This is a genomic window from Mycobacterium sp. 1274756.6 (genome assembly GCF_001668625.1).
GTDB lineage: Bacteria > Actinomycetota > Actinomycetes > Mycobacteriales > Mycobacteriaceae > Mycobacterium.
Genome location: NZ_LZLJ01000004.1, coordinates 1 through 19,175, shown reverse-complemented (window position 1 = coordinate 19,175; position 19,175 = coordinate 1). Strand labels below are relative to the sequence as shown.

At 73.3% G+C, this 19,175-nt stretch carries 18 protein-coding genes and 2 pseudogenes; 5 read left to right on the top strand and 15 right to left on the bottom strand.

From position 1 onward, the window contains the following. Together A5643_RS18505 and lexA are read left to right on the top strand one after the other, a co-directional pair. On the top strand, positions 1–521 hold a 521-nt coding region (locus A5643_RS18505; protein ID WP_353612556.1), incomplete at its 5' end, for a hypothetical protein. 10 nt (positions 522–531) lie between these two features. After that, entirely contained in the window at positions 532–1,236 is a 705-nt protein-coding gene (gene lexA / locus A5643_RS00565; protein ID WP_066851079.1) for a transcriptional repressor LexA, read from the top strand. Positions 1,237–1,296: 60 nt separating this feature from the next. On the opposite strand, the gene A5643_RS00560 is transcribed toward lexA, so the two are convergent. The 3 genes from A5643_RS00560 to A5643_RS00550 all read right to left on the bottom strand — a co-directional run bounded on the left by A5643_RS00560 (position 1,297) and on the right by A5643_RS00550 (position 5,973). Next, positions 1,297–3,465 carry an LGFP repeat-containing protein gene (locus A5643_RS00560; RefSeq protein ID WP_066851078.1) on the bottom strand — a complete coding sequence of 723 codons (2,169 nt, stop codon included), beginning with the start codon at positions 3,463–3,465 and terminating at the stop codon, positions 1,297–1,299. 154 nt (positions 3,466–3,619) lie between these two features. After that, the gene (locus A5643_RS00555) at positions 3,620–4,780 is read right to left on the bottom strand and encodes an acyl-CoA dehydrogenase family protein (protein ID WP_066851077.1); all 1,161 of its coding nucleotides are present in this window, start codon (positions 4,778–4,780) and stop codon (positions 3,620–3,622) included. A gap of 92 nt (positions 4,781–4,872) precedes the next feature. After that, positions 4,873–5,973, bottom strand: a complete 1,101-nt coding sequence (locus A5643_RS00550; protein ID WP_066851081.1) for a methyltransferase — start codon at positions 5,971–5,973, stop codon at positions 4,873–4,875. On the opposite strand from A5643_RS00550, the pseudogene A5643_RS18895 reads away from it, so the two are divergent. Beyond that, positions 5,880–6,848, top strand: a pseudogene (locus A5643_RS18895) (HflX family GTPase); the annotation flags it as partial. The gene A5643_RS00550 and the pseudogene A5643_RS18895 sit on opposite strands and share 94 nt — an antisense overlap. Positions 6,849–6,872: 24 nt before the next feature. Here the strand turns inward: A5643_RS18895 and A5643_RS18500 are convergent. From A5643_RS18500 to A5643_RS00525, 5 genes and pseudogenes are all read right to left on the bottom strand, one after another. Continuing rightward, positions 6,873–7,493 (bottom strand): annotated as a pseudogene (locus tag A5643_RS18500) (HflX-like GTP-binding protein); the annotation flags it as partial. A gap of 46 nt (positions 7,494–7,539) precedes the next feature. Then, positions 7,540–8,406 (bottom strand): diaminopimelate epimerase, encoded by an 867-nt coding sequence (dapF, locus tag A5643_RS00540; RefSeq protein WP_066851075.1) that lies wholly within the window; start codon positions 8,404–8,406, stop codon positions 7,540–7,542. Positions 8,407–8,410: 4 nt separating this feature from the next. Next, a complete protein-coding gene (miaA, locus tag A5643_RS00535) occupies positions 8,411–9,355 on the bottom strand; it encodes a tRNA (adenosine(37)-N6)-dimethylallyltransferase MiaA (protein WP_066851074.1) in 945 nt (314 codons plus the stop codon). Then, on the bottom strand, positions 9,352–10,026 hold the full coding sequence (locus A5643_RS00530; protein WP_066851073.1) for a class III extradiol ring-cleavage dioxygenase family protein: 675 nt from the start codon (positions 10,024–10,026) through the stop codon (positions 9,352–9,354). The genes miaA and A5643_RS00530 overlap by 4 nt, the downstream gene beginning before the upstream one ends. Positions 10,027–10,035: 9 nt before the next feature. Next, positions 10,036–10,956: a DMT family transporter gene (locus A5643_RS00525; protein WP_066851072.1), complete on the bottom strand. Its 921-nt coding sequence runs from the start codon at positions 10,954–10,956 to the stop codon at positions 10,036–10,038. Positions 10,957–11,268: 312 nt separating this feature from the next. On the opposite strand from A5643_RS00525, the gene A5643_RS00520 reads away from it, so the two are divergent. Then, positions 11,269–12,594 carry a DUF349 domain-containing protein gene (locus A5643_RS00520; protein ID WP_066851071.1) on the top strand — a complete coding sequence of 442 codons (1,326 nt, stop codon included), beginning with the start codon at positions 11,269–11,271 and terminating at the stop codon, positions 12,592–12,594. Between the two features lie 7 nt (positions 12,595–12,601). Here the strand turns inward: A5643_RS00520 and A5643_RS00515 are convergent, their stop codons facing one another. From A5643_RS00515 to A5643_RS00490, 6 genes are all read right to left on the bottom strand, one after another. Continuing rightward, entirely contained in the window at positions 12,602–13,210 is a 609-nt protein-coding gene (locus tag A5643_RS00515; protein WP_502686192.1) for an Rv2732c family membrane protein, read from the bottom strand. Next, positions 13,198–14,715 carry a tRNA (N6-isopentenyl adenosine(37)-C2)-methylthiotransferase MiaB gene (gene miaB, locus A5643_RS00510; protein ID WP_066851069.1) on the bottom strand — a complete coding sequence of 506 codons (1,518 nt, stop codon included), beginning with the start codon at positions 14,713–14,715 and terminating at the stop codon, positions 13,198–13,200. Before miaB ends, A5643_RS00515 begins: the two co-directional genes overlap by 13 nt. Before the next feature lie 61 nt (positions 14,716–14,776). Then, positions 14,777–15,289, bottom strand: a complete 513-nt coding sequence (gene recX, locus A5643_RS00505) for a recombination regulator RecX (RefSeq protein ID WP_066851068.1) — start codon at positions 15,287–15,289, stop codon at positions 14,777–14,779. Next, positions 15,258–16,316, bottom strand: coding sequence for a recombinase RecA (gene recA, locus A5643_RS00500; RefSeq protein ID WP_066851067.1), 1,059 nt, complete (start codon positions 16,314–16,316; stop codon positions 15,258–15,260). Before recA ends, recX begins: the two co-directional genes overlap by 32 nt. 204 nt (positions 16,317–16,520) lie before the next feature. Then, positions 16,521–16,715, bottom strand: a complete 195-nt coding sequence (locus tag A5643_RS00495; RefSeq protein ID WP_066851066.1) for a DUF3046 domain-containing protein — start codon at positions 16,713–16,715, stop codon at positions 16,521–16,523. A gap of 9 nt (positions 16,716–16,724) precedes the next feature. After that, entirely contained in the window at positions 16,725–17,897 is a 1,173-nt protein-coding gene (locus tag A5643_RS00490; RefSeq protein ID WP_066851065.1) for a glycosyltransferase, read from the bottom strand. Positions 17,898–17,939: 42 nt separating this feature from the next. Here A5643_RS00490 and A5643_RS00485 point away from each other — a divergent pair, with 42 nt between their 5' ends. Beyond that, a complete protein-coding gene (locus A5643_RS00485) occupies positions 17,940–18,377 on the top strand; it encodes a limonene-1,2-epoxide hydrolase family protein (RefSeq protein WP_066851064.1) in 438 nt (145 codons plus the stop codon). Positions 18,378–18,402: 25 nt separating this feature from the next. On the opposite strand, the gene pspM is transcribed toward A5643_RS00485, so the two are convergent. Next, positions 18,403–19,175: phage shock envelope stress response protein PspM (pspM, locus tag A5643_RS18340; protein WP_231995392.1), on the bottom strand; the 773-nt coding region annotated here is incomplete at its 5' end.

The following is a 19,175-nucleotide window of genomic DNA, read 5'->3' as shown; positions in this document are numbered from 1 at the left end:
CGAGCGTACCCGCGGCCCGTCGACCGCCACCAACACCGTTGCGGTGCGGCGGTGTCCGCCGCTCATCGCACCGGCGCCGGCCGGTCACCCCGGCCACCACGGTGGTGCTGGCCCTGCTGGCGGCGCTGATCACGGTATGGCTGGGCATCGTCGCCCAGTTCGGCGCCGCGGTGGCCGCCCAGGCCGAGACGGTCCCGGCCGAACTGGCCGTGGTGCGGGTGCAGACCGGGGAGACTCTCGAGCACCTGGCCGCCCGGGTGGCCCCCGGCGCCCCCACCAGCCGGGTCGCTGCCACCATCCGTGAGCTCAACGGGCTGGACTCGGCGGTGCTGGAGGCGGGGCGGTGGTCGATGACGGTCATGGCCGGTCCTCTCGAAAGGCGTTCGCTTGTACGTTCGATGCTAAGGGCTTCCGCCGACATTCTTCGAACACGTTATCGAACTGTTGTAGAACACCTGATCGAACGAGTGCGGGCGACACGCGTCGAACACGTGTTTGATAGTTGTCCGGATTGGGGCTAGATTCGTAACTATGAGCGACAGCAGCGGCACCGACCGACCCACCGAGACCGCCCGCCGGGGTCGCGGCACGGGCACCGGACTCACCGACCGGCAGCGCACCATCCTGGAGGTGATCCGCGCCTCGGTGACCGAGCGCGGCTACCCGCCCAGCATCCGCGAGATCGGCGACGCGGTGGGGTTGACCTCGACCTCCTCGGTGGCCCACCAGTTGCGCACCCTGGAGCGCAAGGGCTATCTGCGGCGCGACCCGAACCGGCCGCGTGCGGTCGACGTCCGCGGTGTCGACGAGGTCCAGCGCCCGCAGGCGCTCAGCGAGGCGCCCGGCTCGGGCGCGCTGCCGGAACCGATGTTCGTGCCGGTGCTCGGCCGGATCGCCGCCGGCGGCCCGATCCTGGCCGAGGAGGCCGTCGAGGACGTGTTCCCGCTCCCCCGCGAGCTGGTCGGTGACGGCGCCCTGTTCTTGTTGAAGGTGGTCGGCGAGTCGATGGTCGACGCCGCGATCTGCGACGGCGACTGGGTCGTGGTGCGTCAGCAGAACGTCGCCGACAACGGCGACATCGTCGCGGCGATGATCGACGGCGAAGCCACCGTCAAGACGTTCAAGCGGACCGCCGGGCAGGTGTGGCTGATGCCGCACAACCCCGCGTTCGACCCGATCCCGGGCAACGACGCCGCGATCCTGGGCAAGGTCGTCACCGTCATCCGCAAGATCTGAGCCGCCGGACCACCGGCCGGGCCGGCTCGCGCGGCGATCCGGTCCGGTTACTCGGCCCGGTTACTCGGCTTTGAGGAAGCCGTTGGCCTGCGCGACGGCTTCGCTGGCGAACCAGACCTCGGCCAGCGTGTCGTGGTACAGCGCGTTGTCCGGGGTGTAGTACAGACCCGAGACGGTGTTGGCCTTGATCGGGAACCCCTGCGGCGCCTGATAGGGGTCGCTGAGCGGAAGGTGGATCGCCGGATGGGCGCCGGGGTGCCCCGCCTCGGGCTCCGCACCGCCGTGATCACGGGGGTCGCGGCCGGCCTCGTCGTGCGGGGGTTCGGCGGCGGGTTCGTCGTGGGCGGCTTCGTGGATCACGAACGCGCCGCCGGGCACCCGGCGCGGCTCCGCCGCACGCTCCTCGCCGCCCGACTCGACCGCGGAGTGCCGCCCGCCGCTCAACTCGGCCTCGGCGGGGATCCGGGTGGGCGCGGTGTCCACGTCGTCGGGGTCCGCATCGGGGTCCTCGGCGCCCGCGGCGAGGTCGTCGCCGTAGTCGCGACCGAGCTGGTGGGTCCGTTCCGGATCGGCGAACGACTCGAACTCATAGGAGCCCGCGGCGCCGGTGTAGTCGCCGTAGTAGCCGCCCCGATCAGCCTCGTCGTCGCCCCCGGCCCGGTGGGCCCAGGCGACCCGCGACGGCAGGCCCGATTCGGCGAATTCCTCGCCGCCCGAATCGTCCAGGTCGTAGAACGCCTCGCCGGACGGCGGGGCGTCGTGGTCGTGGTCGAGGTCGTGGTCGAGGTCGTCGTCGGGCGCCCACCCCGGCTCTTCCACCGGCTCGGCGACGCGGGCGCGGCTGCCGGTGCTGCGGGTTCGGCGGTTGAGTTCCTCGTCGGCGCGGCGGCGGCGGCCCCACCAGGCCAGCCAGGCGATCAGGTCGGCCAGCACCAGCACCCCGATGCTCACCGGCAGCCACCACCAGTGCCAGCCCACGCCGTGACCACCACCGGTGGTCGGGGCGCTGGCCGCCCCCACCCCGGGAATCTGCAGCCCGGACAGCGCCCCGCCCAGTTCGGCCGGGTCGGTGGTGAAGCTGTTGTCGGCCTGGTTCCACGAGATGGTGCCGCCGCTGAACTCCTGGGAGACCACCTCGCCGTCGACGCTCTGGTCGCCGAGCGGTTCGCCGAGGTCGCCGCCGGCGCCGCCGAGTTTGTCCCAGGCGGCCTTCATCGCGCCGCGCACCACGAACGCGCCGCGTTCGGGACTCCAGAAGATGACCGGTTGGTCGGCCGCGGCGAACGGACTGACCTGGGCGCCGCCGCCGCTGCCGGTCGGGTTGGCGGTCGGGAAGCCCAGATCACTGCCGAGGGGACCGCCAAGGGACTCGTACTTCTCCAGGATCTCGCCCTCGACGGCGTTCGCGCCGGTGGTCGGGGAGTAGAAGATCTTGCCGCCGGCGTAGGCCTGGGCCATGCCGTCGTCGCCGACCGGCTCCGGCTCGCCTTGCCGGGCGCCCAGCGGACCGCCCGCCGCGCCGGTGGCCCGCCACGCCGCGTTGATGGCGTCGGTGGGCGTGACGTCGACGTGCAGGTCGGCCAGTTGCGCCGCCAGCTCGGGGGGCGTGGTGGTGTAGGTGCCGGTCTTGCGGTCCCAGCTGACCTCGCCGTTGGCGAACTGCTGCGAGACGGTGTCGCCGTCGAAGGTCTCGGCGCCCGCCGGTGGACCCAGCGGCCCCGTGGAGCTGTTCAGCGTGTCCCAGGCGGCGTTGATCGGGCCGCGGACCACGAACGCGCCGTGTTCGGGGGTGAAGAAGATCAGCGGGTTGTCGGTGGCCGAGAACGAGATGAACTGGGCTTCCGGTCCGGCCAGCCCGGGGGTCTGGTCCATGTCGGGGAGGCCCAGGTCACTGCCGCCCGGCCCGCCCAGGGATTCGTAGGTGTCCAGGATCGGGCCGTACATGGCGCGCGCCCCGGTGGCCGGGGTGAAGAAGATCTTGCCGCCGGTGTAGTCGGCGGCGAAGCCGGCCCCCACCGGGTACACGTCGCCCTGGGGGGCGCCGAGCCGCGAGTCGTTGCCGCCGGCGGCCTCCCAGGCCGCGGTGATCGCGTCGTGGGCCGCGTCGGTCTCCGGGGAGGCGCCGGCCGCGGGTGCCAGCAGCGCGTACGACGCGGCGGTGGCGGCGGCCATCAGACCCAGCGCCGCGCCGCGCACCCACTTGCCCACCTGACTTCGCTGCCTGCTCACCCAGCCTCCCGGCTCGTCGCTGTCGCACGTATTACCGTCGCAGGGGTCATCATGGCGTGAACAGGGCGGTAATTGCGAACTGATCGCATCGAGGATAGGGAAATGGAGACCAACCCGATGTCGAATCGATGCACGATCGCGGTGTAGCCGGCGGTCACACCCCCAAGCTGCGCCCGATGATCTCCTTCATGATCTCGGTGGTGCCGCCGTAGATGGTCTGCACCCGCGAGTCCAGGAACGCCCGGGCGATCGGGTATTCGCGCATATAGCCGTAGCCGCCGTGCAGCTGCAGGCAGCGGTCGATCAGGTGCACCTGTTTCTCGGTGGAGTACCACTTGGCCATCGCGGCCTGCTCGACGGTGAGTTTCTCGTCGAGGTGCAGCCGGATGAACTCGTCGACCATCATCCGCACCACGGTGGCCTCGGTGGCCAGTTCGGCGAGCAGGAACCGGCTGTTCTGGAAGCTGCCGATCGGTTTGCCGAACGCCTTGCGTTCCTTGGTGTATTCGATGGTGTCCTCCAGGACCTGTTCCATCGCGGCGGCGGCCATGATCGCGATCGAGATGCGTTCCTGCGGCAGGTTCTGGACCAGGTAGATGAAGCCCATCCCCTCCTCGCCGAGCAGGTTCTCCACCGGCACCTTGACGTCGGTGAAGGACAGTTCGGCGGTGTCCTGGGCGTCCATGCCGATCTTGTCGAGGTGGCGGCCCCGCTCGAAGCCCTCCATGCCGCGCTCGACGACCAGCAGGGAGAAGCCCTGCGCGCCCTTCTCCGGGTCGGTCTGGGCGACCACGATCACCAGGTCGGCGTGGATGCCGTTGGTGATGAACGTCTTGGAGCCGTTGAGGATGTAGTGGTCGCCGTCGCGGACCGCGCGGGTCTTGATGCCCTGCAGGTCGCTGCCGGTGCCGGGTTCGGTCATCGCGATCGCGGTGATCAGCTCGCCGGTGCAGAACTTGGGCAGCCAGCGCTGCTTCTGCTCCTCGTTGGCCAGCCGCAGCAGGTACGGCGCCGTGACGTCGTTGTGCAGGGAGAACCCGATGCCGCTGTAGCGGCCCCGGGTGGTCTCCTCGGTGATGATCGTGTTGTAACGGAAGTCGGGGTTGCCGCCGCCGCCGTACTCCTCGGGCACCGCCATGCCCAAGAAGCCCTGCTTGCCGGCTTCCAGCCAGACGCCGCGGTCGACGATCTTGGCCTGCTCCCACTCCTCGTGATGCGGGGCGACGTGCCGGTCGAGGAACCCGCGGTAGGACTCGCGGAACAGTTCGTGCTCGGACTCGAAGAGGGTGCGCTGGAATTTGACGGCACTGCCCATCGGTGGCCTCCCGGGGAGAGTTGGGTGCAAGACGTTGCCGACGAGGATAGACCAACCGGATGGTTGGGGGCGCGCGGGGACCGGGACGGCCGTCAGGTGGCCGTCGCCTCGATGATGCCGAACGGGCTGGCCGTGGGCACCACCCGGACCCGCCCGAAACCGGCCCGGGTGAGCAGGCGGGCGTATTCGTCGGCCGTGCGCTCTCGGGCGTCGGCGCCCACCAGCATCTCCAGATCGAGCCAGTTGCCGGCGAAATCCCGCCCGTGGCGCGGCAAGACCGCCTCGACCAGCAGCACGACCGACCCGGGCCGCGCCGCTGCGCGCACATTGCGCAGAATCTGCACCGCCTCGTCATCAGGCCAGTCATGGATGACGTTTTTGAGCAGGTAGGCGTCGCCGCCGCCCGGAACCGCGTCGAAGAACGAGCCCTCCTTGATGCGGATGCGGTCGCCCACCCCGTGCTCGGCCAGCAGCGCCGGCGCCCCGGCGACGACCTGCGGCAGGTCGTAGAGCACCCCGCGCGCGGTCGGGGTGGCGGCGATGACGGCGGCCAACAGCCGACCGTGCCCGCCGCCGACGTCGACGATCGTCGGCGTGGATCCCAGCGCGGCGAAGTCGTAACCGGCGACGACCGGCGCGGTCGACAACTCCGAGACGCCGGTCATCGCCGCGTTGAACACCGCTGCGATGTCGGGTTCGGTGGCGAGATAGTCGAACACCGCCATGCCGCGCAGCCGCGGGATCACCGCGTTGCCGGTGCGGACCGCCTCGGCCAGTTCGCTCCAGTGATCCCGGTGCGCCCGGGAGCCGACGAACCGCGCCATGCCGGCCAGGGACGGTGCGGTGTCCCGCCGCAGCGTCTCGGCCAGCGGGGTCAGCTCATAACGACCGTCGCGGCGGCGCCGGAACACTCCGCGCCCGGCCAGGGCCCGCACCAGCCGCTGCACCGCGTCCGGGTCGGCGCCGACCCGGCCGGCCAGCTCATCGATCGGCAGCGGGCCCTCGGCGAGCGCGTCGGCGATACCGAGCTCGGCGGCCGCGGCGATCGCCTGCGCCATCCAGGCGGTCAGGATCATCTCCAGCATCACCGCCGGCGCGGGTGCCAGCCGCTGATGGAGCCGATAGAGATGGTGGCGCAGCCGTTCTACGGCGCGCGCCACCCGCGGGGGCGGCACTCGGAGGGGAGAAGACATCCACACAGCAAAGCGGGAATTGGCCGGCATCGCGCGCACATTCCATTAGCCCGACGAAATTCATTCAAACCGGGGGCGCGACCCCCCGATCACGACGGCGGCGAGGCGAACTCCGCCAGCGCGGCGGCCAGCGCCGCGGGCACCTGGGCCCGGATGCGGGTGCCGCCCTCGTCGTGGTCGGTGCTGTGCACCCGCCCCTCCTCGTGCAGCCGGGCCACCAGGTCCCCGCGGTGGTACGGGATGGTGACGTCCACCGCGGTGTCGTGGCGCTCCACCAGCCGGCTCATCGTCTCGCGCAGCTCGGTGAGGCCGGCGCCGGTGCGCGCCGAGACGAACACCGCCTCCGGCAGCGCCCGGCGCAGCTGGGTCAGCGCCAGCTCGTCGGCCGCGTCGATCTTGTTGACCACCAGCAGTTCGGGCACCGGCGGGCCGGCGGCAGCGGCGGCGGGGTGGGCCTGCGCGGTCCGGGGGAGACCAAGATCGAAACCGACCGGCGCCGCATCCGCGAGCGGATGGCCAAACTGCGCCGCGACATCAAGGCGATGAAGCAGGTCCGCGACACCAAGCGCCGCCGCCGCATCGACAGCGACGTGCCCGCGATCGCGATCGTCGGCTACACCAACGCCGGCAAGTCGAGCCTGCTCAACGCGCTGACCGGGGCCGGGGTGCTGGTGCAGGACGCGTTGTTCGCCACCCTGGACCCGACCACCCGGCGCGGCTACTTCGACCCCGAGGCCGAAGAGGGCCCGTTCGTCATCACCGACACCGTCGGGTTCGTCCGCCACCTGCCCACCCAGCTGGTCGAGGCGTTCCGCTCCACCCTGGAGGAGGTCGCCGACGCCGACCTGCTGGTGCACGTGCTCGACGGCGCCGACCCCGGCCCGCTCGCGCAGGTCGAGGCGGTGCGGGCGGTGTTGCGCGACGTGCTCGCCGAGCGCGCCGGCCCGCCCCCCGGCCTGCCGCGACATCGACTCACCCCAGCCGCGCAGCCGGGGCAGCATGTATTCCATCTGCGCCAGCGCCACCTGCGCTTTGCCCTCCCGGCTGGTGGCGTGCTGGGCGAAGATGTCGAGGATGAGCGCGGTGCGGTCGATCACCTTGACCCGCACCGCCTTCTCCAGCGCGGTCAGTTGCGCCGGGGAGAGCTCGCCGTCGCAGATCACCGTGTCGGCCCCGGTCGCCAGCACCACCTCGCGCAGTTCGGCGGCCTTGCCGGCGCCGATGTAGGTGGCCGGGTCGGGCTTGTCGCGGCGCTGGATCAGCCCGTCGAGCACCTCCGAGCCGGCGGTCTCGGCCAGCGCCGCCAGTTCGGCGAGGCTGGCGTCGGCGTCGGCGGCGGCGCCCTCGGTCCAGACCCCGACCAGCACCACCCGTTCCAGGCGCAGCTGGCGGTATTCGACCTCGGAGACGTCGGCGAGTTCGGTGGACAGCCCGGCGACCCGGCGCAGCGCGGCGCGGTCGTCGAGGTCGAGTTCGCCGGTGCTGGGGACAGCGGGGCGGTGGGGAGTGTCGCTGGTCATGGTCGGCTTCCGATGATGCCCGCCGCGGCCCGATCGCGCATCCGAATTACTGCTCGGCCCACCAGTCCTCCGCGATCTCCCCCTCGGCGACCAGCACCGACGGCCCGCGCAGGTAACTGCTGGCCTCGGTGACGGTGACGCTGACCTGCCCGCCGGGGACCCGGACGGTCAGCTCGCCGGTGTCGGCGCCGTCGGCGGCCAGGGCGGCGACCGCGGCGGCGACGGTGCCGGTGCCGCAGGAGCGGGTCTCCCCCACCCCGCGCTCGTGCACCCGCATCGACACCGCGCCGCCGGCCGGGGCGGTGAGGATCTCCACGTTCACCCCGTCGGGGAACAGGGCCGGGTCGAAGGTGACCGGGGCGGCCACGTCGAGGCGGGCCAGCTCCGCGGCGGTCAGGGTGGCGTCCACGCAGGCCAGGTGCGGGTTGCCGACGTCGACGGCGATCCCGTCGAAGCGCCGGCCGCCGACCACCGCGCTGCCGGTGCCGAACCGGCCGGCCTTGCCCATCTCGACGGTGATCGCGGCGCGCACCCGGTCGGCGTGGTGCACCCGCACCGGCCGCGGGCCGGCCAGCGAACCGACCACGAACTCGTCGCGGTGCTCGAGCCCGGCGGCGCGCAGGTAGTGGGCGAAGACCCGCACCCCGTTGCCGCACATCTGGGCGATCGACCCGTCGGCGTTGCGGTAGTCCATGTACCAGTCGTCGGCGCCCACCCCGTCGGGCAGCCGGTCGAGCACCCCGGCGGTGTGCGCCGCGCCGGCGGTGGTGATCCGCAGCACCCCGTCGGCGCCCAGTCCGCGGCGGCGGTCGCAGAGCGCGGCCACCGCGGCGGGGGTCAACGCGCGGGCGGCGTCGAGGTCGGGCAGCAGCACGAAGTCGTTCTCGGTGCCGTGGCCCTTGGCGAATCTCACCCGTTCAGGATACGGATCGCCAGGCGGCCAGGGCGGTGTCGCACCGGTCGGGTGCGGTCGCGTCCAGCCACCGGATGCGGTGGTCGCGGCGGAACCAGGAGCGCTGCCGGCGGGCGTAGCGGCGGGTGCCGATGAAGGTGCGTTCCCGCGCGGTCTGCAGCTCCTGGGTGCTCCCACCGGCGTCGAGTGCCGCGATCACCTGGGCGTAGCCCAGCGCCCGCGCCGCGGTCACCCCGTCGCGCAGGCCGGCCTCGAGCAGCCCGGCGACCTCCTCGACCAGGCCCGCGGCGAACATGGCCTCGGTGCGCAGTTCCAGCCTCTCGTCCAAAACCGCGGTGTCGCAGTCGATTCCGATGATGACAGTGTCCCAGCGCGGCGCACCGATGCGCGGCGCGGACGCCGCGAACGGCCGCCCGGTCAGCTCCACCACCTCCAGCGCGCGCACGATGCGCCTGCCGTCGCTGGGCAGGATGGCCGCCGCGGCGGCCGGATCCGCCGCGGCCAGTTCGTCGTGCAAACCGGCCGCCCCGATCTGCGCCAGGCGCGCCTCGTAGCGGGCCCGCACCGCCGGGTCGGTCGCCGGGAAGGCCCAGTCGTCCAGCAGCGCCTGGATGTAGAGCATCGATCCGCCGACGACGATCGGCACCGCGCCGCGCCCGCGGATCGCGGCGATGTCGGCGGCGGCCGCGGACTGGTAGGCGGCGACGGTGGCGGTCTCGGTCACCGCCAGCACGTCCAGCTGGTGGTGCGGCAGGCCGCGGCGCTGGGCGGGCGGCACCTTGGCGGTGCCGATGTCCATGCCCCGGTAGAGCTGCATGGCGTCGGCGTTGACGATCTCGGCGGCGATACCCAGCTGCGGTAACCGGGTGCCGACGTCGAGGGCGAGCTCGGATTTGCCGGTGCCGGTGGGGCCGACGATCGCCAGCGGGCGCGGGGGCCGCGCCGTCACGGGGTCCAGACCCCGACGAAGTAGCCGACCCCGAACGGCGCGCCGCGGTACAACTCGGTGACCGCACCGGGTGGCGGGCCGACCAGCCCGCCCAGCGCCGCGAACGCCGCGCGCCCGCCGATCGCCGGTGCCAGCGCCCCCAGCGCGCCGGTGTCCCCGCCGGCCAGTGCGGTGTCCAGCACCCGCTGGGCGGCGGCGTCGGCCGGGTGGTGGCCGCCGGGGGCGGCCGGGGTCAAGGTGGTGGCGCCGTCGGCGACCACCAGCACCCCGACCGGGTGGCCGGCGGCGTCGATGCCGGCGCGCAGCCGCCGCCCGGCCGCGCCCGCGGTGGCCGGGTCGCCGAACACGTGCACCTCGGCGGTGGCGTCGGGGCGGACCCGCTCACGCACCCAGCCGGCGATCAGGGCGCACAGCGGCAGCGCCGCGGGCGTCCCGGTCGCCGCCCCGGGGCTCAGCCGCACCGGCAGGTCCACGCCATAGCCGGCGAAGGTGCCGGATTCCGCCGGGCGCACCACCCGGTCGTGCTCGCCGGCGCCGAGCACCAGCCAGGACGCCGGCAGCCGGGCGGCCGCGTCGAGGGCGGCGGCGGTCAGGTCGGCGGTGTCGGCGGTGCCGACCAGGTCGGGCACCAGCAGCGGCGCGCACGGGATGATCGCGACACCGGCTAGCACGGCCGCAGGTTACCGTTCCGGTCGTGCCCCGGCGGGCAGTGCGGTGTCGCGGCCTCCGGCGCTGGCGGCAATCGTGGCGGCCTCGCCGCGGGCGAGTTTGGCGGTGGCCACGATCACCAGCACCAGGCTCACCGCGACCGCGACGTCCTCGGTGCCGCCGGCCTGCAGGTGCTCGCCGAGCACCAGGATGCCCAGCACGGTGGCCACCAGCGGTTTGGCCACCGTGATGGTGGGCATCGAGGCGGTCAGGGCACCGGCGCGGAACGCCGACTGCTGGAAGATCATGCCGGTGAGGGTGGCGGCCAGCCACGGCACCAGCTCCGGCGCGGTCAGCACCGCCCAGAAACCGTCGTGGGCGACCGCGACGATGCTCTTGGTCAGCACGGCGAACACCGCCAGGGAGGCGCCGGCGACCACCGCGAGCAGCACCGCGGCGGTCGGGGTGCCGGCGTGCCGACGCGCCATCACCACGCACACCACCAGGATCGGGATCATGACCAGGGCGACGACCAGCCACACCGATCCGGCGGCCCGGTCGCGTCCCGGCGTCGGGTCGCCGACGATGACCACCACCGCCAGCGCGGCGGCCAGGACCGCGGCCCACAGCCACTCCGAGCGGCTCACCGCCTGCTTGGTGATCCGGGCGTAGATGGGCAGCGCGAACAGCAGAGCGGTCACCTGCAGCCCGGTGACCAGCATCACCGATCCGACCACCAGCGCGGCGGCCTGCAGGCCGTAGTTGGCCACCGCGGCGACGCCACCACCCCAGAACCGCACGTCGCGCAGCGACATCCGGAACAGTTCCAGATGGCCGACGTCGGGCTTGTCGGTGATCTCCTGCGCGGAGCGCTGCCGGATGACGTCACCGATCGCGGAGGCCAGCGCGGCACACAGCGCGAGCGCGGCGGCGATGATCGCTTCAGGCTGCATTAGTTGGTCTCCTCAGCCGACGTCACCGGCCAGCCCGCGGCGGGCACGCCGTCGGGGTGGGACAACATCGCGATTGCCGGCGCGCTCCTCGCCGAACACGGTCAAAGTCTCGGTGCGCCACGATACCCGCCCGGCGGCCCCCCGACGGTGAACAACCCGGCTATTACCGGCCCGGCGGCTCAGGTGGCGGCGGATTCGGTGGCAAGCTGCTTGAATACCCGGTGGGGAGAACTCCCCGCGACGGAGTGCAGGCGCCGCGACGCGCGGCAGCGGCGTGGGCCATGCCCGCGCGGGAAGTAGGTGGCGGTAACGATGACGACCCACGAGCCCGACAACCGTGCGCCCAAACCGGTCCCCCGGCCCGGGCCCAAACCGGGGCCGGCGGTGCCGCCGGCGGTGGCGGTGCCGCCCACCGCGGCGGTGCCCGCCGCCGACCCGCGCCGGTTCGGCCGGGTCGACGACGACGGCACCGTCTGGCTGATCGGTTCGGCCGGCGAGCGGGTCGTCGGGACCTGGCAGGCCGGCGAGCCGGACGCGGCGTTCGCCCACTTCGGCCGGCGCTTCGACGACCTGAGCACCGAGGTGGCGCTGATGGAGGAGCGGCTGGCCGCCGGCTCCGGCGATCCGCGCAAGATCAAGGCCTCCGCCGAGGCGTTGGCGCAGACACTGCCCACCGCCGCCGTGCTCGGGGACGTCGACGCGCTGGCCGCCCGGCTGGCGGTGATCGTCGAACGCGCCGACTCGGCGGTGGCCGCCGACCGCGCCGAGCGCGACGAGCAGCGCGCCGCCGCCACCGCCCGCAAGGAGGCGCTCGCGGTGGAGGCCGAGGAACTGGCCGCCAACGCCACCCAGTGGAAGGCGGCCGGGGACCGGCTGCGGGAGATCCTCGCCGAGTGGCGCACGATCCGCGGCCTGGACCGCCGCACCGACGACGCGCTGTGGAAGCGGTATTCGGCGGCCCGGGACGCCTTCAACCGGCGGCGCGGCTCGCACTTCGCCGAGCTGGACCGGGACCGGGCCACCGCGCGCGACGTCAAGGAGCGGCTGTGCGTCCGCGCCGAGCAGCTCAGCGCGTCCACCGACTGGGCCGGCACCACCAAGGCGTTCCGGGCGCTGCTCACCGAGTGGAAGGCGGCCGGGCGAGCCGCCCGCGACGTCGACGACGCGCTGTGGGCGCGGTTCAAGGCCGCCCAGGACGTCTTCTTCGCCGCCCGCAACGCCGCCTCCGCCGAGCGGGACGCCGCCCTGCAGGGCAATGCGACGGCCAAGGAGGCGCTGTTGGCGCAGGCCGAGAAGCTCGACACCGCGAATCTGCCAGCCGCCCGGGCCGCGTTGCGCTCGATCGTGACCAAGTGGGACGCGGTGGGCAAGGCGCCGCGCGATCAGGAGCCGGAGCTGGAGCGGCGGCTGCGCGCGGTGGAGAAGCGGGTGCGCGACGCCGCCGACGCCGACCGGGTCGACCCGGAGGCGCAGGCCCGCGCCGACCAGTTCCGGGTGCGCGCCGAGCAGTTCGAGCAGCAGGCGCAGAAGGCCGAGGCGGCCGGGCGGGCCAAGGACGCCGCGCGGGCCCGGGAGAGCGCCGCGCAGTGGCGGCAGTGGGCGGAGGCGGCGGCCGCGGCGGTGCAGCGCCGAGCCTGACCGCCGCTCAGCGCGGCGGCTCGCCGTCCCGGTCGGGCGGCTCGGGCAGGTCGTCGAGCAGTTTCCGGGTCTGCTGCTCGGCTGCGGCGCGGCGGCGGTCCTCCTCGGCGGCCAGTTGCACCACGGTGCGGGTCCACACCACCCGCGCCCAGTGGAAGGTCAGCACGATCAGGGCGATCCAGGCGATGATCAGCCCGATACCCGGCCCCGGCTGCCCCGCCGCGGCGGTCTGCCGCGTCCAGACCGCGAGCAGGCCGATCACGCTGGCGGTGGCCGATCCGGCCAACGCCACCCAGGCCACCGCCCACCGCCGGGTCAGCAGGGCCAGCATTGAGAAGCCCACGCCGAACACCAGCGCCAGCCACGCGAACATCCGCATCGGCAGCGTCACCCCGGCGGCGACGGTGGCTTCCGAGCCGAACAGCAGGTCCCAGCCGCGCACCTCGCCGGTGTGCGGCAGGATGAACGACGCCAGCAGCACGAACACCAGGATCGAGACGACCAGCGCGCGACCGCCGGGTTCGATCTGGCGGGCCAGGCGCCGCTCCACCTTCTCCAGGTCGGCGCGGTAGGCGTTGAAAGCCTCGTCATCGTGCGGGCGGTTCATCGGGCACATCCTGGTGTCGTCGCGGCGGGCATCGGTTTGGCGCCCACGGTGGGCATCCCCAGCCCGACTCCGCGGGGCCGGCCGCCGGCCTCGTGGGCGTCGCCGGCCCGGGTGCGGCGGTGGTCGAGCACCGGCGCGTCGGCGAGCAGGTGGTGCGGGGCGGCGCCGGTGATCTCGGTGGTCACGATGTCACCGGGGCGCACCGGGTGGTCGCCGGGGGCGAAGTGCACCAGCCGTCCGTCGCGGGCCCGGCCGCTCATCCGCGCGGTCTGCGCGTCCTTGCGGCCCTCGCCGGTGGCCACCAGCACCTCGACCCGGGTGCCGACCTGGTTGAGGTTCTCCTCCCAGGAGATCTGTTCCTGCAGCGCGATGAGCCGGTCGTAGCGGTCCTGGACGACCGCTTTGGGCACCTGGTCGGCCAGCTCGGCGGCCGGGGTGCCCGGGCGTGGGGAGTACTGGAAGGTGAACGCCGAGGCGAACCGGGCGCGCCGCACCACCTCCAGGGTGGCGGCGAAGTCGTCCTCGGTTTCGCCGGGGAAGCCGACGATGAGGTCGGTGGTGATGGCGGCGTCGGGCATGGCGGCGCGGACCCGGTCGAGGATGCCCAGGAACTTCTCGGCGCGGTAGGAGCGGCGCATGGCCCGCAGGACGCGGTCGGATCCGGACTGCAGCGGCATGTGCAGGGTCGGGCAGACGTTGGCGGTGGCGGCCATCGCCTCGATGACGTCGTCGGTGAACTCCGCCGGGTGCGGGGAGGTGAACCGGACCCGCTCGAGGCCGTCGATCGCGCCGCAGGCGCGCAGCAGTTCGGCGAAGGCACCGCGGTTGCGCGGCAGCGCCGGGTCGGCGAACGACACCCCGTAGGCGTTGACGTTCTGGCCCAGCAGGGTGATCTCCAATACGCCCTCGTCGGCCAGCGCCGCCGCTTCGGCGAGGATGTCCTCAGGGCTGCGGTCGACCTCCTTGCCGCGCAGCGACGGCACGATGCAGAACGTGCAGGAGTTGTTGCAGCCCACCGAGATCGACACCCACGCGGCGTAGGCCGATTCGCGGGCGGCGGGCAGCGCGGAGGGAAACTCCTTGAGCGACTCGAGGATCTCGACCTGCGCCGCGTTGTTGTGCCGGGCCCGCTCCAGCAGCACCGGCAGCGAGCCGATGTTGTGGGTGCCGAACACCACATCCACCCACGGCGCCTTCTTCAGCACCGCGTCTTTGTCTTTCTGCGCCAGGCAGCCGCCGACCGCGATCTGCATGCTCGGGTCGCGCCGTTTGCGCGGCGCCAGGTGGCTGAGGTTGCCGTAGAGCTTGTTGTCGGCGTTCTCCCGGACCGCGCAAGTGTTGAACACCACCACGTCGGCGTCGGCGCCCTCCGGCGCGCGGACGTAGCCGGCCTGCTCCAGCAGCCCGGCCAGCCGCTCGGAGTCGTGCACGTTCATCTGGCAGCCGTAGGTGCGCACCTGGTAGCTGCGGGCGCCGCCCCCGGCCGCCGTGTCGAGCAGCTGTGTCGAAGTCACGCGCCCATGGTACGGCGGTGGCCCGTGACGGCCGCGCCCGCGTTTCACGCCCCGGTAGCCGTCACACCCGGCGGCGCTCCTGCTCGGCGGCGATCGCGGTGCGGACCACGTCGTAGGCCAGCGTCTGGTGGTAGCCGCGCCGCGCCAGCATCGCCACCAGCCGGCGCGCGATCTTCAGCGGGTCACCGTCGAGGTTCTCCCGGCGCAGCCGCTTGCCCACCAGCTCCTCGGCGCGCCCCCGCTCGGCGGCGGCGTCGACCTCCCCCAGCGCGCCGGCGGCCACCTCCTCGTCGATGCCCTTGCGGCGCAGTTCGGCGGCCAGGGCCCGGCGGCCCCGCCCGGCGTAGCGGTGCCGGGATCGCACCCACTGCTCGGCGAAGGCGGCGTCGTCGACGAGTCCGGCCGCCGCGAGCCGGTCGAGCACCCGGGTGGCGACCTCCTCGGGGTAGCCGCGCCGGGCCAGCTGAGCGGTGAGCTCGGCGCGGCTCCGGGCCCGGGCGGTGAGCAGACGCAGACACAGCGTCCGCGCCTGCTCCTCGCGCTCAGAAGTCGACGGGGGCGGGCAGGACGTCATCTGCCAGACCGTCGGCCTCGTCGGTCAGCACCGCACCGATACCGAGCTTCTCTTTGATCTTCTTCTCGATCTCGTTGGCCACGTCGACGTTCTCCAGCAGGAAGTTGCGGGCGTTCTCCTTGCCCTGCCCGAGCTGCTCGCCTTCGTAGGTGTACCAGGAGCCGGATTTGCGGATGAATCCCTGGTCGACGCCCATGTCGATCAGCGAGCCCTCCCGGCTGATGCCCTTGCCGTAGAGGATGTCGAACTCGGCCTGCTTGAACGGCGGCGAGACCTTGTTCTTGACCACCTTGACCCGGGTGCGGTTGCCCACCGCGTCGGTGCCGTCCTTGAGCGTCTCGATGCGCCGCACGTCCAGCCGCACCGACGAGTAGAACTTCAGGGCCTTGCCGCCGGTGGTGGTCTCCGGGCTGCCGAACATCACCCCGACCTTCTCCCGCAGCTGGTTGATGAACACCGCGGTGGTGCCCGAGTTGCTCAGCGCCCCGGTCATCTTCCGCATCGCCTGGCTCATCAGCCGGGCCTGCAGCCCGACGTGGCTGTCGCCCATCTCGCCTTCGATCTCCGCGCGGGGCACCAGGGCCGCCACCGAGTCGATGACCAGGATGTCCAGCGCCCCGGAGCGGATCAGCATGTCGGCGATCTCCAGGGCCTGCTCACCGGTGTCGGGCTGGGAGACCAGCAGCGAGTCGGTGTCCACGCCGAGCCGTTTGGCGTATTCGGGGTCCAGGGCGTGCTCGGCGTCGATGAACGCCGCGATGCCGCCGGCGGCCTGGGCGTTGGCCACCGCATGCAGTGCCACGGTGGTCTTCCCGGAGGATTCCGGGCCGTAGATCTCGATGACGCGGCCGCGCGGCAGCCCGCCGATGCCCAGCGCGACGTCCAGGGCGATCGACCCGGTCGGGATGACCGAGATCGGCTGGCGCACCTCGTCGCCCAGCCGCATCACCGAGCCCTTGCCGTGACTCTTCTCGATCTGGGCGAGCGCCAGTTCGAGTGCCTTCTCGCGGTCGGGAACCTGTGCCATGAGTGTCTCCGTTCTTTCCGGTGTTCTGTGGTGACCGGTGCCGGTCGATTGGCCGCGACGCTAGCGACGGGGTCCGACAAGTCGGCCGACTGCTGTGCCTCGAACACCACCACCGTAAACGAACGGGTGTTCGATTGGCGAGTGACACGCCGGAAGCGCGGTGACCGGTTCGCCGCACCGGGCGTCAGGGCCGGGGACCGGCGGTCACCACTGGTCGCGGGGGACGTCGAAGTCCGCGCAGAGGGCCCGCCAGACCGCGCGGGGCTCCACCCCGGCCTCGATGGCCTCGGCGGCGGTGCGTCCGCCGACCCCGCTGAGCACGTGGTCGACCAGGACCGAGGAACCGTAGGCCGCGCCGAACCGCTCGGCCACCAGCTCGTGGAACTCCGTCAACCGCACCCGACCACGCTACCCAGCGCCGGCCAGCGCCTCCCGGCACACCCGCACCGGGTCGGCGACCTCGGCGGCGCCGGCGGCCGCCCGCCGCGCCGCCGCCCGGTAGCGCGGCGTGTCCAGCACCGTGCCGACCGCGGCCGCCAGGGACTCGGCGGAAAGCGGCCGCACCAGCTCGGCGCTGCCCTGGCGGACCACCCGGTTGGCCAGCTCCCACTGGTCGCCGCCGCCGGGCACCGCCACCAGCGGCAGCCCGGCCAGCAGCGTCTTGGTCAACATGCCGTGCCCGCCCCCGCAGATCACCAGGTCGGCCTGCGCCAGCAGCGCGTCCTGCCGCCCCAGCCCGACCACCGCCCACGGCGGTACCCGCAGGTCGTCGCCGGCCAGCCGGGATACCGCCAGCCGGGACCCGGCGGGCAGTCCCGCGCCGGGGAGCAGGCAGCCCAGGGCGGTCTCGGCCAGCGCGGCCGCCCCGGTCGTCGCGGTCGACGGCGCCACCACCACCAGCGGCCCGGGACCCTCGGGCACCGCCAGCACGGTCTCGGTCGGCTCGAAGTGCAGCGGGCCGACCAGGACCGCTTCGGCCGGCCAGTCCGGGCGCGGCACCTCGAGGGCGGGCAGGGTGGCGATCAGCCGCCGCCGCGGGCCCGGATCGCGGGCCGGCAACCCGATGCCGCGGCGCGCCGCGGCGCGCTGGCGCAGGCCCGCCCGCCAGGACCGGGCGGTCAGGCCGCGCAGCACCGTGTCGCGCGCCCGGCCGCGCAGCCCGACCCCCGGGGCCAGCCCGCTGCCGATCGGCGGCAGTCCCCGCGACGGCCGGTACAGCGGGTGCGGGCTGAGTTCGACCCACGGGATGCCGAGCAGTTCGGCGGCCAGCCCCCCGCAGGCGGTGATGACGTCGGAGACCACCAGGTCGGGTGCCATCTCGCGCAGCTGCGGAACGTTGAGCACCGCCATCCTCGCCGCCCGCTGGTGGATCTTGGCCCCGGCGTCGCGGTCGTCGTCCTCGTCGGTGGCGTCCAGGCCGAGCAGTTCGGCCGCGGCGACACCGGCGGCCCGGGCGGCGGGCAGCCACGCCGTGCCGGTGAGCAGGGTGGGTTCGTCGCCGGCGGCCAGGAATCGGCGGCACAGCGCGATCGCCGGAAACGAGTGTCCGGGATCGGGTCCGGCGACCACCACAACGCGCATCCGCCCACCTTGTCATGGCCGCCGCCGCCTACGCTGAGGAGCATGGCTGAACCGATCGCCGCGCCGAGCGCGGACGCGAACATCCGCACCGTCGAGACCCTGCTGAACGCGCTGCAGGCACAGGATTTCGACACCCTGGCCGACACCCTCGCCGACGACGTCGTCTACCAGAACGTCGGTCTGCCGGTCATCCGTGGCCGCCGGGCGGCGGTGAAACTGCTGCAGCGCATGGTCGGCCGGGTCGGCTTCGAGGTCAAGACGCACCGCGCCGCCGCCGACGGGCCGGTGGTGCTCAACGAGCGCACCGATGTGCTGGTCATCGGGCCGCTGCGGCTGCAGTTCTGGGTGTGCGGGGTGTTCGAGGTGCACGACGGCCGGATCACCTTGTGGCGCGACTACTTCGACGCGCTCGACATGCTCAAGGCCACGGCCCGGGCGGTGGCCGGCGCGGTCGTTCCCGCGCTCAAGCCCAGCATGTAGCTCCCGGTAGGCCCCCAGCCCGCCGTCAGGCGCGGTGGGGCGCGGCGAGTTCGTCGAAGGCCTGCGCCCAGCCCTGCAGCCGGTCGGTGGCGCCGAGCAGTTCGCGGCGGTAGCGCTGATCGCCCATCGGTGAGCCGTGCGCGGTCCCGCCGTTGGCCGCCGAGACCAACTGGGCGGCGGCGGTCACCATCGCGTTGTACTGGCGCACGCCGCCGCCGAGCTGGGCGGTGAACGCGTTGATGGTCGGGACCAGATGCGTGCGCGACTGCGGGGTGAAGGTCATCGCCCGCTCCATCGACACCACCTCGTCGGCGGTGGCGGCCATGGTCGTCGCGGTGTCGGTCGCCACCGTCTTGAGCTCCTCGATCTCGGTGCGGGGCAGCAGGTTTCCGCGTTCCATGACACCGATGAGCGAGAACAGCCCGCGTTCGGAGGCGGCGAGCGCCGACATCGCCGAGCGGGCCGCCGAATCCGGCGGCGGCAGCCGGCGCGCGGTGACCGTGCGGGCCGGCGGCAGCGGCACCGACCGCAGCCAGCGGAACCGCAACAGCAGCAGGGTGGCCGGGACCACGGCGGCGGCCGCGATCACGCTGGTGATGATCAGCACCCACACCGGGGTGGCCCACGACGCCAGCAGGGCGGTCAGCAGCGCCCAGAACAGGCTGGCGCCGGCGGCCAGCAGCCCCCAGCGCAGCGCCCGGCGGCGTTGCCGCAACAGCCGGGCCCGCGACCCGGAAAACCCGCTGGGACAGTAGGGACCGGCGATGGTGGCGGGACTAGAGCGCGGCGCCGGGCAGT